This window comes from Pseudomonas spelaei (genome assembly GCF_009724245.1).
GTDB classification, from domain to species: domain Bacteria; phylum Pseudomonadota; class Gammaproteobacteria; order Pseudomonadales; family Pseudomonadaceae; genus Aquipseudomonas; species Aquipseudomonas spelaei.
In genome coordinates this window covers 1-14,566 of record NZ_WNNK01000029.1, presented here as the reverse complement: position 1 = coordinate 14,566, position 14,566 = coordinate 1, and the positions used below count along the sequence as shown (strand labels likewise).

Below are 14,566 nucleotides of genomic sequence, written 5' to 3'. Positions count from 1 at the left end.
GAAGCAAATGTCGAAGGCTATCGAGATGGATACGACGAAGGTCAAGCAATTTTCTGCACGGATCATGGAGGATTACGGCAACACGCTGCGGGGCGCGATGCTCTACATCGGCGACCAAGTGGGTTTGTTCAAAGCGCTTGCCCACTGCGAGTGGGTTACCCTTGAGGAACTGGCGCAGCAGACCAGCCTCAATGCGCGTTACCTGCGCGAATGGCTAGGCAGCATGGTGACCGGCAATTACGTGACCTACGATCAGGAAACCAAGCGTTATCGGATGCCGCCTGAATTTGTCCCCGTACTCGCGGACGAGGACTCACCGTATTTTGCCGGTGGGATCATCCAGTTGAGCGTGCCGTTCGTGAGCATGGCCCCCAGGGTGATCGAGGCTTTCCGCAACGGCGGCGGCTGCCCCGAAGAGGCGTTCCCGCTTGAGACCTGGGAGGGCATGGAGCGCATGACCATGCCCTGGTACAAGCACTTTCTTGTCCAGCACTGGATCCCGTCGCTGGATGGCGTCGAGGAAAAACTCAGGGCCGGGGGCAGCGTGATTGATTTTGGCTGCGGCAGCGGCCTGGCCGCGATCACCATGGCCCTGGCCTACCCTGAGGCCCGTGTGTATGGCAGCGATTTCCACCTGCCTTCCATCGAACGAGCGCGGGCAAACGCCGAGGCTGCCGGGGTCGGTGACCGGGTGCAGTTCGAGGTCAGCGATTCCGATGCGCTCGTGGGCAAGAAGTTCGACTTCGTGACCACCTTCGTGGTGATCCACGATGCGACCGATCCGCAGCAAATGATGAAGGACTTGCGCGCCTCGACCGCCGACAACGGCACCTACCTCATGGTGGAGCTCAACCTCTCCGAGGACCTGCACGAGAACATGAACCTGTTCGGTCGGGTGATGTACCCGCAGAGCACCCTCTATTGCATGACGTGTTCGCTGTCCCACGGCGGTGCGGGGCTTGGAGCCTTTATGGGCGAGAACCGTGCACGGCAAATGGCTGAAGTTGCAGGCTTCAGCCATTTCCGCAAGGTGCCTTCCGAATGGCCGCCGATGCCTGCGTTGTTCGAACTCAAACCCTGAGCCCGGCGTTGCCCGGCATCGCTTGCGATGTCGGGTAGCAGTACGTCTGACCAACGGGTGAAATGAAACCCTTGTGGGAGCTGTCGAGCCCCGGCGAGGCTGCGATGGCGTCGGCACATCAAACATTGATGCAGGCTGACCCACCGCTATCGCAGCCTCGCCGGGGCTCGACAGCTCCCACAATTGATCTTCATTGTCTTGAGTCGAGTGTTTATTTGAGTGGCCGGTTTTTTGGACGGGTCTTCAGAAGCGGTCAGTCACGCCACACCGGGTTGGAGTCACCGTCAATCGCCCAGTGAGGTTGCCCGGGCTGGATGCACACACCACCCACCCACCGTTCATGTGTTGCGTGATCCGGCCAATAAGCGGTTCCGTCGAGGACTTGCTGGCCTAGCGCAGTCAACGCCAGCAACCGTCCAGGCCATCCCAGATGAGGGTCTGACTCCGTCAACAACGGCGTCGCGCCATCGATCAGCGGCCGCATCAGCGCGTGAAACATCAAATCCCCCAAGTAAGGCAGCGGTTCGCGCTTGGCCATCAGCTCGGCGAACACCCTGGCGAATGCCACCGGGCCAGCCTCGGCGATGTAGTGCAACGCCAGGCGCTCGGTCAGTGACAAGCCGTCCTGGGCCCCCGGCAGCTCCTGCAACTGCCGCCGGAGCGCCGGGGCCAGGAATGGCAACGACGTGTAGGTGCCCTGGGCGATCTGCGCCAGATTGACCGGCGAGCTATCGCAATAGGCCAACCATGCCCGGCGTGCCAACCGCAGCATGGGCTCGTCAACCCCTCGACGCTGGGGCCATAACCAGGCCAATACTTCGGGCGCCAGTTGGCCAATGCCGATGAAGCGCTGCACACCGGGTATACGGTCGATTTCTATCAGTTCGAGCTTGCGGGGCAGGTGTTCAAGACCGGTCAGCGCGCGGATCAGGAACAACTGATCATAAGCGTCCGCTTCGCACCACAGTACGCTGTGTTCGGCGCTGCTCAACTGCTCGAGGTTGTTGTATTCATCCTCATGCCGACGGGCCACTTGCGTGAGGTCCATTGTAAAAGCCTGGCTGATGTAGCGGCTTCGAATGGCCTGGTATTGCTCGGCAGGCAATGACTGGACGGGCCCCATGCATAACGGGTCGGCCAGCATCTGAAAGCGCCCTTTGAAACCGGCCAGTTGCAGGGTGTGGGCAATATCGTTGCCGCATCGCCAGTGGGTGGTCCGGGCTTCATCACTGGCCTCGAAACCAGGATGGCGAGACGCGAAGTCGATTGCATCCACATGGGCCTTGAGTTTTGGCCAGCTACTGAAGCCCAACTGCCTGGCGATCAGCCATTGGGCGCCGGACAAGGTCGGGGTACCGGTGGGAATAAGGGAACGCTGATCGGCGGCCGTGCCATTTTTCATGCACAGCAAAAGTTCCTTGGCGCGTTTACGTTGCTGCTCAAGGTTGATGCGGCCGTTATGGGACGATGACGTGGGATGTTGCGACATACGATCTCCTTGCACAAACCTTGTCCGCTTTAAGGTTGGGAGTCGTAGTAATGTGATGTTTACTCAAGGTCTTGGGCGCAGCCCTTTCCGCGGATGGTGGCGTAGATGGCGCCTTGCGGGGGAATATAGGCAGTCGCGTATTTGATTGCAAGCCGTTCCAGAGGACCGCGTCCATGACGGGCACTGATTACCCATTGATTGAAACCAAGGCACTCACCCGCATGGATGAGCGTCGCCAGGCTCAACTGCTGCAGGCCACTGATTTCACGTTGCGTAGCGCAGACCGTATTTCGATTACCGGCGCGTCCGGCTCCGGCAAAAGTGTGTTCCTCAGGGCGCTCGCCTTGCTGGACGCACCGACCTCGGGCGAAATCCTCTGGCATAACCAGCCTGTTCCCAACGTGCAAATACCTAAGTACCGCAGCCGTATCTGCTACCTCTCGCAGCGGCCGGCGTTGCTCGAGGGCACGGTGGAAGACAACCTGCGTTTTCCCTACACCCTCAAGACCTTGCAGCATTTGAAATTTGATCTGGACGCAGTAAAGACGTTGCTGGCCCATGCGGGAAAAACGCCGGACTTTTTGTCAAAAAGCGCGGCTGACTTGTCGGGAGGTGAGTCACAGATTGCCTCGCTGATCCGCACCCTCCAACTGGACCCGGATGTACTGCTATTGGACGAGCCTACCGCAGCCCTCGACCCCGCATCCTCCTGCGACGTCGAGGCCTTGATCAACGCCTGGTTCGGCAACGGCTCGGCCCATGCCTATATCTGGGTGTCCCACGACCATGAGCAGGCCCGGCGCATGAGCAGCACTTGGCTGCACATGGACGCGGGTGTGCTGAGCGGAGCCGCCCAGCCATGAACTATCAAAACCTGTCTGCCCTGGACATGGGCATCGCCGCCTCGCTGATACTGATCAACGGTGCGCTGTCGCTGCTGCTGCGGCTGGGCCTGGAACGCCAGTTGATCTGGGCCGCCATCCGCACCGTGGTGCAACTGCTGGCGATTGGTTACCTGCTGGGGTGGGTGTTCGAGTTCGCCTACTGGTATGTGGTGCTGCCGCTGATGTGTCTGATGACCTTGATCGCCGGCATCTCGGCTGCCGGGCGCGGCAAGCGTACGTATGCGGGGCAGCGCGTCGACAGCATTGTCTCGGTGTGGGGCAGCTCCTGGCTGGTTACGGCCGTGGGCTTGTTCGCGATTATCCGTATCCATCCCTGGTATGAGCCGCAGTATGCGATCCCCATTCTCGGGATGATCCTTGGCAACACGCTGACGGGCGTCTCCCTGGGTATCGAGCGCATGACCCAGGAATTGACGTCGGGGCGTAACAATATCGAGATGATCCTGGCCCTGGGTGGCTCACGCTGGGAGGCGGCGCAGGATGCGATCCGCCAGGCTGTGCGTGCGGGGATGATCCCGACCCTGAACCAGATGGCCGTGGTGGGTATTGTCAGCTTGCCGGGCATGATGACCGGCCAGGTCCTGGCGGGAGAAAGTCCGGTGGACGCGGTGCGTTACCAGATCGTGATCATGTTCCTGATCGCCGCGTCGTCGGCGTTGGGGACGGTAGGTGCGGTGTTGCTTACCTACCGTCGGCTGTTTTCTGCCGGGCATCGTTTCTTGCGTTACCGGCTTGAAGATCGGTCTTAAGTAAGAGTGGGCGGCCGTCAAAGGCCTTGAAAGGATTGGTCTTCAGTAACGAATCATCACCGACTTCAACTCGGTGTAGTCCTCAATAAACGCCCCACCAAACTCCCGGCCCACCCCCGAGGATTTATTGCCACCAAACGGTACCGCCGGGTCGAGCATAGTGTGCATGTTCACCCACACCGTGCCGGCATTGATCGCCGGGATCATACGCAGGGCCTTGCCCAGGTCATTGGTCCACAGGCTGGCGCTCAAGCCGTAGGGCGTGTTGTTCATCAGGCCCAGCAATTCGTCTTCGCTGTCGTAGGGGAAGAAGGTGGCGATGGGGCCGAAGGTTTCTTCGTTGAGCAGGGTGTCGTTGACGGTCTTGGCGAGGATTACCGTGGGTTCGACATAGCAGCCGGGCCGGTCCATCCGTTGGCCGCCGTGGATGATCGTATTGTTTTCGGCGCGGGCGGTGTCGAAGAAACCTTCAAGTTTCAACTGGTGCTGACGGTTGGTCACCGGGCCGAACTCGGTGCGCTCGTCCAGGGGCGAGCCGATGTTCAATTTGCTCAAGCGCTGGGCCAGTTTGTCCATGACTTGCTCGATCTGCGAGCGATGGAAAAAGAAGCGTTCGGCCGCCGCACAGATTTGCCCGGAGTGCAGGAAGCCGGCTTCGATGATGCCGTTGACGGCCTTGTCCAGGTCCATGTCCCGCAGGAAGCCCGCCGCATTCTTGCCCCCCAGTTCCAGGGTCGCGCGGGTCAGTCCGGCGCCCATGGCACTGCGGCCCACGGCGATGCCTGTCGGTACCGAGCCGGTGAACGATACCTTGTGGGTGCCTGGATGCTCGATCAGGCCTTTGCCCACGTGGCCGCCGCCGGTCAGGACGTTCAGCACACCCGCCGGCAGCCCGGCCTCGATGGCCAGTTCGGCGATGCGCAGGATGGTCAGCGGGGTGAACTCGCTGGGCTTGATGATGATGCTGCAACCGGTCACCAACGCCGAGGCGAGTTTCCAGATGGCGATCATGGTGGAGAAGTTCCACGGCACGATGCCTACCACCACGCCGACGGGTTCGCGCAGGGTGAACGCGGTGTAGCGTTCGCCGGCAAACGAGGGCAGTGACGGGGTGATGGTCTGGCCGCTGATCTTGGTCGCCCAGCCCGCGTAATAGCGCAGGAAGTGTGCGGCCTGGTCGACTTCAAAGGCGCGGGCAATCTGGATGATCTTGCCCGACTGGCAGGTCTCGATCTGCGCCAGTTCTTCGCGGTTCTGCTCCAGCAGGTCCGCCAGTTTCAGCAGCACATTGCCGCGCAGTGCCGGTGCGGCCTGGGACCATTGTTTGAAACCGCGATTGGCTGACGCCACCGCCGCATCAATATCGGCAGGATCAGCATCGGCGACCTGAGCGATGATTTTGCCGGTGGCGGGGTTGATCACTTCCAGGGTCTGGCTCGAATGGCTCTCGACGTAGCCGCCATCGATAAACAACCCATGGTTTCGACTGAGAAAAGCTTCGACTTGAGGCAGCAGTGGAATATCGCTCATGGGTGTTCCTGAGGGCAGAGGGAAAACCCGAGGTTAACCAACGCTGGACTTTGCGGCTTGACTGTACCTGCCAGGATTCATGTCTGTGGCTGACATCGCGATGCATCAGATAGACCGCCCCATCCACCGCATCCCCGTAGCAGTTGTCGAGCGTCAGCGAGGCTACGTAAGGCCACACCAGAAACAGGAAGCCAAACGCCCGATGGCCCCAAAGCCCATCACCAAGAATCGCATCACCCCCTACGCAGCCTCGCTGGAGCTCGACAGCTGCTACGCAACGCCAGGCTCAAGTGGTGTGGATACCTATGATGTCTATGAAAAGTACAATCTTGGCTGTGGAACGTGCATTTTCTGCGCTGAGAGTGCCTCCCATACTGGCCCTGCATCCTGCGCCGCTCCTCGATAAAGAAGCGCCAGCCGGACATCCAATAATAAGCAGGGCCGTCCATGAAAAAGCCAAACCCGCTCCTTGAAGACCTCAAGTCCATCCTGCCGGCCATCGCCGCCAATGCTTCGCGCGCCGAACAGGAGCGCCAGGTGCCTGACGAGAATATCGCGCTGCTCAAAAGCATTGGCCTGCACCGTGCTTTTCAGCCGAAGCAGTACGGTGGCATGGAGTTGTCGTTGCCGCAGTTTGCCGACTGCATTGCCTTGCTGGCCGGGTCCTGCGCGAGCACCGCTTGGGCGATGAGCCTGCTGTGCACCCACAGCCATCAATTGGCGCTGTTCTCGGCCACCTTGCAGCAGGAGGTCTGGGGCCATGACCCGGATGCCACGGCCAGCAGCAGTATTGCGCCGTTCGGCCGTACCGAGGAGGGCGAGGGCGGCGTGTACTTCAGCGGTGAAATGGGCTGGAGCAGCGGCTGCGACCACGGCGAGTGGGCAATTGTCGGGTTTCGCCGGCCAAACACCGAAGGCACCCAGGATTACTGCTTTGCGGTGTTGCCGCGCAGCGACTACCAGATCCGTGATGACTGGTTCGCCGCCGGCATGAAAGGCAGCGGCACCAAGACCTTGATCATCGACAACGCCTGGGTGCCGGAGCACCGCATCCAGAAAGCCAAGGACATGATGGAAGGCAAGTCGGCAGGCTTTGGTCTTTACCCCGACAGCAAGATTTTCTACTCGCCGTACCGGCCGTATTTCGCCAGCGGTTTCTCCACCGTCAGCCTTGGTGTGGCCGAGCGCATGCTTGAGGTGTTCCGCGAAAAAACCAAAACCCGCGTACGGGCCTATACCGGTGCGGCTGTCGGCGCGGCGACCCCGGCGTTGATGCGCCTGGCCGAGTCGACCCATCAAGTGGCGGCCGCCCGGGCCTTTCTCGAGAAGACTTGGCAGGAGCATGCCGACCACAGCGCCGAGCAGCGCTACCCCAGCCGCGAAACCCTGGCGTTCTGGCGCACCAACCAGGCCTACGCCACCAAGATGTGCATCCAGGCGGTGGACCGGTTGTTCGAGGCCGCCGGTGGCAATGCCTGGTTCGAACACAACGAGATGCAGCGCCTGTTCCGCGATTCCCACATGACCGGCGCCCATGCCTACACCGACTACGACGTCTGCGCGCAGATCCTCGGCCGTGAGCTGATGGGGCTGGAGCCGGACCCGAGCATGGTGTGAGCCAAACCTTGATAACAACAAACAGGGCGGCGCTTGAACGTTGCCCGGGAGTCTTGCATGTCTGATCACAGCGCTTGCGCCACCTTCGACCCTCGGGCCTTTCGCCGGGCCCTGGGCAATTTCGCCACCGGCGTCACGGTGGTCACGGCGGCCACTGCTTCGGGGCGCAAGGTGGGTGTCACGGCCAACAGCTTCAACTCGGTGTCCCTCGACCCGCCGCTGGTGTTGTGGAGCATCGACAAACGCTCCAACAGCCACGCGGTATTTGAAGAGGCCAGCCATTTTGCGGTCAACGTGCTGGCGGCGGATCAGGTCGACCTGTCTAATAATTTTGCGCGGCCCAAGGAAGATCGCTTCGCCCTGATCGAGTACGAACCGGGCGAGGGCGGCTCGCCAGTGTTTGCCGATTGCTCGGCGGTGTTTCACTGCGAGAAATACCAGCAGGTGGATGGCGGCGACCACTGGATCATGATCGGCAAGGTCGTGGCGTTCGACGACTTTGGCCGTTCGCCGTTGCTCTATCACCAGGGTGCCTACGCACAGATCCAGACGCTCCCGTAACTGTAGCCGCTGTCGAGGCACGAGGCTGCGATGGGTTTGGTGCGGCATTCCGACGAAGCGACCCCCGAGGGCGGTCCTGCGGACACGCATCGCAGCCTCGTACCTCGGCAGCGGCTACAGGTGTTGAGGTGTTATGTGGCTCAGAAGGGCACGGCCACCACCAACTGACTGTAGACATTGGTGCCATTGCCGCCGACCTGATTGCCGCCGTTGTCCTGGTCCTTGTTCGGCTTGTACAGACCCAGCAACGGAGTGACGATCAGGTGCTCATTCACCACCCACTCGGCATACAGGTCCAGCTCACGGCCATCGAGGTCCGGCATACCATTCTTGCTCAGGGTCTTGTAGTCGAAGAACAGCGCGCCGACGGTCACGTTGTCCAGTGGCTTGAGCTTGAGTGCCACATGCTGGACCGCCGTGTTGCTGTTGTACGGGCCTGAGTAATTGCCGGCCACTTCGCCCTGGACCCAAGTGCCATAGCCACGGTTGAACCCGGAAAACATCGCATCCCAGTTTTTCGAATAACGGCTGTAGCGGTAGGTCAGGTCCGGCGATAAAGGCAGGTCGGCAAAGGTGTAGCCGCCTTCGGTGTACCAGGCATTTTCCTGGCCTGCATCCTTGTCCTGCCGGGCATATTCGAAGGAAAAGTGTGCGTTTTCGATCCCCGCATTACCGACGCCGCGCACGCTGTAGAGGTTCATGCCCTTGCGTTGTTTTTGCAGGTCATTGGCAAAGCGTTCATCGACGTCGATGCCATGGATGTAGGTCAACCCCAACGTGCCCGGTGCGCTGGTGTATTCCAGGGTACCGGCGGCCATTTCGGTGTTGGCCTGGGCGCGGTTGTCGGACTTGATCCACATCAGGCTGCCATGCACGCCGTCCTTGCCCCCCAGGCGCACCACGGCGGTCTGGTCGAAGGCGTGACGTGCGGCGATGTAATACGCGCCGCCACGGTTGAACTCGCCGTCTGCCACGCCATTGCCCAGGTTGGGGCCGTCATCGTTGATGATGAAGCCGTCCCCCAAGGTGATGATCTGGCGGCCGAACGACAGGTCGACGCCATCCTTGCCCAGCGCTGGAACTAAATCACCGGAACGCCAGCCGGCGAAGGCTTCGTCGAACTTGGTCGTGCGCTCGGTGCCGTTGGTGACCCGCGATGCATCGCCATCGCCCCAGGTGCCGGAGCTCACCAGATTGGCGGTGCCGTAGACGCTGCCCAGCACGCCCAGGGTCTGGTCGACGCTCAAGCCATACTTGATAAAGCTTTCGCGCCAGGTGGAACCGCCGGGGCTGCCCTCGTAGTTCTTACGGCTGTTGAACATCCCGTAGACCGCCAGGAAGTTACCGGTGACCTGGGTATCTTCGTCGGCGTACAGTTCAACCGCATGGGCCGATGACTCGGCGATCAGCAGCGCGACGCCCAGGCCGGCGGCCTTGTGCAGCCAGCGGATTTTCAGTGTGTGCTCCATTGTTATAGTCCCCAGCATGGTGAATTGAGGGCGCATTAGGGCGAGCAGGGCGGGGGGAAGTCTTTCACCTGCGTGCCAGGTAATTGATCCTGGCCGCCAGCGCACGGGTCGTGGCAGGGAGCAACAAAACCGGCGGCAGACATGGGCAAGACGATCAGGTCGAGCGGGGCGCACAGTGCCCTCACTCTAAAAATCCGCTTTCGAGGATCTGCACCATGTCGATCAATGACCGGCTCACCGCGCACTTGAACCGTGGCACGGTGGGTTTTCCCACCGCCCTTGCCAGCACCATCGGCCTGATCATGGCCAGCCCGGTGATTCTCACGGCGACCATGGGTTTCGGCATCGGCGGCAGCGCCTTTGCCCTGGCCATGCTGATTGCGGTAGTGATGATGCTGGCCCAGGCGACCACCTTCGCCGAAGCAGCCTCAATCCTGCCCACCACCGGCTCGGTCTACGACTACATCAACTGCGGCATGGGCCGGTTTTTCGCGATCACCGGCACGCTGTCGGCCTACCTGATCGTGCATGTGTTTGCCGGCACTGCTGAAACGATCCTTGCCGGGGTTATGGCGCTGGTGAACTTCGAACACCTCAACACCCTGGCCGAGTCGGCCGGCGGTTCGTGGTTGCTGGGGGTGGGATTCGTGATTGTGTTTGGCATACTGAATGCCTTCGGTGTCAGCGCCTTTGGCCGGGCGGAGATCATCCTGACCTTCGGCATGTGGACCACCCTGATGGTGTTTGGTGTGCTGGGCTTGATTGCAGCGCCAGCGGTACAACTGGACGGTTGGTTCGGCGAATCACTGGTGGGTACCGACCTGATAACGGTGCTGTCGCTGGTGGGCATGGCGATGTTCATGTTCGTCGGCTGCGAGTTCGTCACGCCCCTGGCGCCGGATCTGCGCAACTCGGCGAAGGTCATGCCCCGGGCAATGATGCTCGGATTGTTGGGCGTGGCGAGCTGCATGTTCATCTACGGCGCGGCGATGAAGCGCCAAGTGGAAAACGTAGTGCTCGACGCGGCCGCCGGCGTGCACTTGCTGGACACGCCCATGGCAATTCCAAAATTCGCCGAGCAGGTGATGGGCCAGATCGGCCCGATCTGGCTGGGCATCGGCTTCCTGTTTGCCGGCGCGGCCACCATCAACACCTTGATGGCCGGTGTGCCACGGATTCTCTACGGCATGGCAGTGGACGGCGCGTTGCCCAAGGTCTTCACCTACTTGCACCCACGCTTCAAGACCCCGTTGCTGTGCATCCTGGTGGCGATGCTGATTCCGTGCCTGCACGCGCTGTACCTGGGAGGCAACACTGACAACATCATGCATTTGGTGCTGGCGGCCGTGTGTGCCTGGAGTTTTGCGTATCTGCTGGTGACGTTGTCGGTGGTGATCCTGCGCATTCGCCGTCCCGACCTGCCACGGGCCTACCGTTCGCCGTGGTTTCCGCTGCCGCAGATTCTGTCGAGCATCGGCATTTTGCTGGGCATGTGGTTTATCACGCCGCCCGGGATGAACCCAGCAGATATCTACGTACCGTTCGGGGTGATGCTCGGGTGTACGGCGGCGTACGCGCTGTTCTGGACCTTGGTGGTGCAGAAGGTCAATCCATTCAAGCCAGCCTCTGTGGAAGAGGTGTTGGCCAAGGAGTTTTGCAATGAGCCGGGGCATTCTCACGATGGTTACGTCAACCATGCTGCAAAAGCTGTCTGAGCTGTTCAGTGCCCAGCGTGCCCCGGCGGGTTACCGACCAGGGGTGACCCTTGGGCACTTGCAACGCAACCTCGGGCTGGCGAGTTTTGAGCGGGTAACACCGACACTGGCGCAGGTCTGCCTGGGCGATGGCGGCCTGCAACTGGAGATCACTGAACGCACCGAATCGCAGTTGTTGATGCACCTGGTCATGACCGAGTTTGTCCTGCGCGTACCTGCCTCCAGAGAGGGCATGGCACGCTTCGAACTGCACCATGGCGGGGCTGTTCGACGCAGCGGCATTCGCTGTCGGCAACGCGCGGGAGACGCTGGATTATTGGCCGAGCTACAGGCCGGTTTGCAGGCCGACAACTCTTTGCACCAAGCGCTGATGCCCCTGGACTTCAAGCGCCTGCGTATTGACCTGCAAGAGCGCCAGTGGTGCGTGCGCCTGGAGCACATGGGCGGCAGCGAGGTGGTCAATCGCATGCCGGCCTTTCGGCGCTATATCGCCCTCAGCGGCGAGCAGCGCAACCACCTGCTGGCAGCGTTGGCGGGCTTGCAGCGGGTCTTGCTCATACTCTGATTGGCATCATTAGTGCTTCTACCTTGGCGGACAGGTACTTGTTGCGCGCATATAGATAACATGTTAACTATTGCCCGACAAAAACAAAAAAAACCACTGTGGAGACACCCCATGAACAACCAACAGATGACCCAAGACGGCCTGGCAACCTGGACCCGGGATCTGCGCGCGGTGTGTGGTCACTTCGACACGGAACTGGCCTTCAATCGCTCGCTGTTTATCGGCGAGGTCTGCACCCTTTCCAGAGGCGGCTTGCCCCTGGCCAGCCTGCGCACCAACGCAGGCCTGATCAAACGACAAACCCCCAATCCCGACCACGACAATGACCAGGATTGCTTCCTCGTCAGCCAGCGCAGCGGTTACTCCCAGATCATCCAGAACGGCCACTGCATCCAACTGGCCCCCGGCGAGATGCTGTTGATGGACTCGACGGGCTCCATTGAAATCACCCCATTCGGCCTGATCGAACATGCCTCGCTGTCGCTGCCACGCCATGAAGTGTGCAAACAACTGGGCAGCCAGGGCCTGACATTTGGCAAGATCTCGTCAAGCAAGGCCTGCGGGCGGATGCTGCATGTATTGATGGATCAACTGTGCAAGGACAGCCAGGAAGGCGAGGGCGTCGTGGGTGAAGTCGAGGCCTTGCAGAGTGCGTTTGTCTCGCTACTGGGCTCGGCCATGGAACAGGAGGATGAAGGGCGAGACGACGTGACCTCGTTGCAGGGCAGCAACCTGCGCAGCTATGTGCAGAAGGTCATTGAAGAGTCCCTCACTCAGCCTGGCTTGAGCCCGGTGGGGTTGGCCAACCGGTTGAATATCTCGGTGCGGCATTTGTATCGGTTGTTTGAGGAGCAGGATGATAGTGTGTGTCGTTATATCCAGCGGGCGCGGTTAAAGCGCAGTGCTGATGATTTGACTAATCCATTTTTGAAGAGTGAGTCGATTACTTCGATTGCTTATAAATGGGGGTTTACGGATTCGGCGCATTTTAGTCGCTCGTTCAAGAAGCAATTTGAGGTGTCGCCGAAGGATTTTCGGTCGAGTCGGTTGTCGTTGGCGGTGTGAAGGGTTGAGGTTCGGGAAGGTCGGTGGGTGATTATTTATGACGACTTATTCCCGGAGTATATGGGCCTGAGTTTATTAGGTTGAGTCTGCCCAGCGCATACAAAATTCATGTTGTTCTTGGATGTCGTTGGTTAAGTCGTTTTCTTCGTAATCGAAAATGTAGACTAGTGCAGGGTTCGACTGTCCCATTATCAGCTCGTAGGCAACAAGGCCATTTGACATTTGTGATGACATTCCCGAAGTGTGTACGCTGATTTTGGCACCCTTGCATAAGAATTTTATATTTTTATGATCTATCCTTGCTAGACCAAAGCTGCCGTATAAGTCTAGGTCGGTATAAGATTTTTTGATGCCGTCACTTAGTGTGAGTGTGAGGGTGGGCTCTCCTCCCTCGTATTCGATTTTTGCGCTTTCACGAATGTTGTTTTTTATAATGGTGATTTTACGTGATTTCATAGGTGCTCTCTATTGGGTTTTGGTCGCGTATATTTCCTATAATCCAATATTTTTGAGAGGCTTTGGTGTGCTTGTGTATTAGTGTCAGTTGAGTTTTTCATAGTCTTCTGCACCTAGCGATACTAACCAGTTCTTGAAAAAAATAATCTGCTCTTGTGGATCATTTGTAAGGTTGTTTTCTTCGTAATCAAATATATGAACTATGTCTTCTCCTTCTGCAGGCTTTCCCATTGTCATTTTATAAGCGACAAGCCCTGCGCTCATTTGAGAGGCCATTCTGGACGGCATAACATTTAGTTGTGCACCTTTACACAGAAAGGTGATTTGAGGGAAGTCTGCTCTTACCTTTGCAAGGCATACATAGATATCTTTCCCGTGGTAGATTTTTTTGAAGTTATCTGCTTCAGAAAAGGTCATTGTGAGCGCCACGTCATCGTATTTTACCGTGACTTCTGTTTTCTGATTATTGATTATCGCCTTAATTTTTTTTGTGTTCATTTTATTTCCTATTTGGGTTTGGGATGGAGTAACCAACATAACGTCCATCAGCTTTCATTGGCGTTGCTCCTAAAATGTCCTCAGTATCTATTTTTTGATAAATGGCAAACTCTCTTTCTTTTGGATATGGCGTGGATTTTCCTAACTCGGTGTTTACATCATGGTCAGCTATACTTTTCAATGTGTACAAGTAGCCTTTTTTCGTTTCGTAACTGGTAGCGAAGTTGATCCCTGTGAGTCTAGAGGGGGACGTGCTGATGAAATTGCTTGGTGGGTCTTTGCTATCAACAGCATGCAGGTATAGGTCATTGCTTTCTCCTTTACTTTTGAAACCCTCTTTAAAGACTATGTCTGGGTGCAATTTATCCCCTCGAAAAAGATACTCGTCATCATTTTTTGGGGTTGGGGGGTCAGGATCGCCTTTATTAACCGATGCTTTTGATGGTGGATCATCAACGTTGACCGCTGGCTTACACCCATCCCCACCCGGACACCGATTCAACCCCAACGGATCCACCCACCCCGTCGGGTTGGGCACGTACTGGTATCCGTTCAGCCCGCCCGCCAGTTTCACCGGGTCGGGAGTCAGGTAGCGGCCGTTGTCCGGATTGTAGTAGCGATGGCGGTTGTAGTGCAGCCCGCTTTCCTGGTCGAAATACTGGCCCTGGAAGCGCAGCGGATTGGTGACGGAGTTGACGTCGAGCCGGGCGATTTGGCCGTAGGCGCGGTAGTGCGCGGACCAGACGATTTCGCCGTCAGGGTTCGTCAGTTCCTGAGGTGTGCCGAGGTGGTCGAGTTGGTAGTGGAACGGTTTTACGTTGTCCGGACCAAAGCCTTCCAACAGCGCTAACGGTCTAAAACTATCA

13 protein-coding genes and 1 pseudogene are annotated in these 14,566 nt (G+C 58.7%); 8 read left to right on the top strand and 6 right to left on the bottom strand.

Annotated elements, in window-relative coordinates; all coding sequences use genetic code 11:
- Positions 1-7 precede the first annotated feature (7 nt).
- Entirely contained in the window at positions 8-1,081 is a 1,074-nt protein-coding gene (locus GNF76_RS25280; protein ID WP_155585807.1) for a class I SAM-dependent methyltransferase, read from the top strand.
- Between the two features lie 253 nt (positions 1,082-1,334).
- Here the strand turns inward: GNF76_RS25280 and GNF76_RS25275 are convergent, their stop codons facing one another.
- Positions 1,335-2,570, bottom strand: coding sequence for a DUF1835 domain-containing protein (locus GNF76_RS25275; RefSeq protein WP_155585806.1), 1,236 nt, complete (start codon positions 2,568-2,570; stop codon positions 1,335-1,337).
- A gap of 173 nt (positions 2,571-2,743) precedes the next feature.
- On the opposite strand from GNF76_RS25275, the gene GNF76_RS25270 reads away from it, so the two are divergent.
- Both GNF76_RS25270 and GNF76_RS25265 read left to right on the top strand, forming a co-directional pair.
- Positions 2,744-3,433 (top strand): ABC transporter ATP-binding protein, encoded by a 690-nt coding sequence (locus tag GNF76_RS25270; protein ID WP_246211991.1) that lies wholly within the window; start codon positions 2,744-2,746, stop codon positions 3,431-3,433.
- Entirely contained in the window at positions 3,430-4,224 is a 795-nt protein-coding gene (locus GNF76_RS25265) for an ABC transporter permease (protein WP_155585805.1), read from the top strand. The genes GNF76_RS25270 and GNF76_RS25265 overlap by 4 nt, the downstream gene beginning before the upstream one ends.
- A gap of 42 nt (positions 4,225-4,266) precedes the next feature.
- Here GNF76_RS25265 and GNF76_RS25260 read toward each other — a convergent pair whose 3' ends face one another.
- Positions 4,267-5,754 (bottom strand): aldehyde dehydrogenase family protein, encoded by a 1,488-nt coding sequence (locus tag GNF76_RS25260; protein WP_155585804.1) that lies wholly within the window; start codon positions 5,752-5,754, stop codon positions 4,267-4,269.
- Positions 5,755-6,201: 447 nt separating this feature from the next.
- Here GNF76_RS25260 and GNF76_RS25255 point away from each other — a divergent pair, with 447 nt between their 5' ends.
- Both GNF76_RS25255 and GNF76_RS25250 read left to right on the top strand, forming a co-directional pair.
- Positions 6,202-7,371 (top strand): p-hydroxyphenylacetate 3-hydroxylase oxygenase component, encoded by a 1,170-nt coding sequence (locus GNF76_RS25255; protein ID WP_155585803.1) that lies wholly within the window; start codon positions 6,202-6,204, stop codon positions 7,369-7,371.
- Between the two features lie 57 nt (positions 7,372-7,428).
- Positions 7,429-7,917: pseudogene (locus GNF76_RS25250) on the top strand (flavin reductase family protein); the annotation flags it as partial.
- Positions 7,918-8,072: 155 nt separating this feature from the next.
- Here GNF76_RS25250 and GNF76_RS25245 read toward each other — a convergent pair.
- Entirely contained in the window at positions 8,073-9,401 is a 1,329-nt protein-coding gene (locus GNF76_RS25245) for an alginate export family protein (RefSeq protein ID WP_155585801.1), read from the bottom strand.
- Between the two features lie 215 nt (positions 9,402-9,616).
- On the opposite strand from GNF76_RS25245, the gene GNF76_RS25240 reads away from it, so the two are divergent.
- The 3 genes from GNF76_RS25240 (at position 9,617) to feaR (ending at position 12,746) form a co-directional block, all read left to right on the top strand.
- On the top strand, positions 9,617-11,116 hold the full coding sequence (locus GNF76_RS25240; protein WP_155585800.1) for an APC family permease: 1,500 nt from the start codon (positions 9,617-9,619) through the stop codon (positions 11,114-11,116).
- Positions 11,097-11,681, top strand: coding sequence for a DUF3156 family protein (locus GNF76_RS25235; protein WP_155585847.1), 585 nt, complete (start codon positions 11,097-11,099; stop codon positions 11,679-11,681). The genes GNF76_RS25240 and GNF76_RS25235 overlap by 20 nt, the downstream gene beginning before the upstream one ends.
- 111 nt (positions 11,682-11,792) lie before the next feature.
- Positions 11,793-12,746, top strand: coding sequence for a transcriptional regulator FeaR (gene feaR / locus GNF76_RS25230; protein WP_155585799.1), 954 nt, complete (start codon positions 11,793-11,795; stop codon positions 12,744-12,746).
- 75 nt (positions 12,747-12,821) lie between these two features.
- On the opposite strand, the gene GNF76_RS25225 is transcribed toward feaR, so the two are convergent.
- From GNF76_RS25225 to GNF76_RS25215, 3 genes are all read right to left on the bottom strand, one after another.
- Entirely contained in the window at positions 12,822-13,202 is a 381-nt protein-coding gene (locus GNF76_RS25225) for a hypothetical protein (protein WP_155585798.1), read from the bottom strand.
- A gap of 84 nt (positions 13,203-13,286) precedes the next feature.
- A complete protein-coding gene (locus GNF76_RS25220; RefSeq protein ID WP_155585797.1) occupies positions 13,287-13,700 on the bottom strand; it encodes a hypothetical protein in 414 nt (137 codons plus the stop codon).
- A 1-nt stretch (position 13,701) separates the two neighbouring features.
- On the bottom strand, positions 13,702-14,566 hold an 865-nt coding region (locus GNF76_RS25215), incomplete at its 5' end, for an RHS repeat-associated core domain-containing protein (RefSeq protein ID WP_178123573.1).

Bases quoted from the DNA above. Each gene is read 5' to 3' on its own strand.
- GNF76_RS25280 (WP_155585807.1), top strand. From the start codon at position 8: ATGTCGAAGGCTATCGAGATGGATACGACGAAGGTCAAGCAATTTTCT.
- GNF76_RS25275 (WP_155585806.1), bottom strand. From the start codon at position 2,570: ATGTCGCAACATCCCACGTCATCGTCCCATAACGGCCGCATCAACCTT.
- GNF76_RS25270 (WP_246211991.1), top strand. From the start codon at position 2,744: ATGACGGGCACTGATTACCCATTGATTGAAACCAAGGCACTCACCCGC.
- GNF76_RS25265 (WP_155585805.1), top strand. From the start codon at position 3,430: ATGAACTATCAAAACCTGTCTGCCCTGGACATGGGCATCGCCGCCTCG.
- GNF76_RS25260 (WP_155585804.1), bottom strand. From the start codon at position 5,754: ATGAGCGATATTCCACTGCTGCCTCAAGTCGAAGCTTTTCTCAGTCGA.
- GNF76_RS25255 (WP_155585803.1), top strand. From the start codon at position 6,202: ATGAAAAAGCCAAACCCGCTCCTTGAAGACCTCAAGTCCATCCTGCCG.
- GNF76_RS25245 (WP_155585801.1), bottom strand. From the start codon at position 9,401: ATGGAGCACACACTGAAAATCCGCTGGCTGCACAAGGCCGCCGGCCTG.
- GNF76_RS25240 (WP_155585800.1), top strand. From the start codon at position 9,617: ATGTCGATCAATGACCGGCTCACCGCGCACTTGAACCGTGGCACGGTG.
- GNF76_RS25235 (WP_155585847.1), top strand. From the start codon at position 11,097: ATGCTGCAAAAGCTGTCTGAGCTGTTCAGTGCCCAGCGTGCCCCGGCG.
- feaR (WP_155585799.1), top strand. From the start codon at position 11,793: ATGAACAACCAACAGATGACCCAAGACGGCCTGGCAACCTGGACCCGG.
- GNF76_RS25225 (WP_155585798.1), bottom strand. From the start codon at position 13,202: ATGAAATCACGTAAAATCACCATTATAAAAAACAACATTCGTGAAAGC.
- GNF76_RS25220 (WP_155585797.1), bottom strand. From the start codon at position 13,700: ATGAACACAAAAAAAATTAAGGCGATAATCAATAATCAGAAAACAGAA.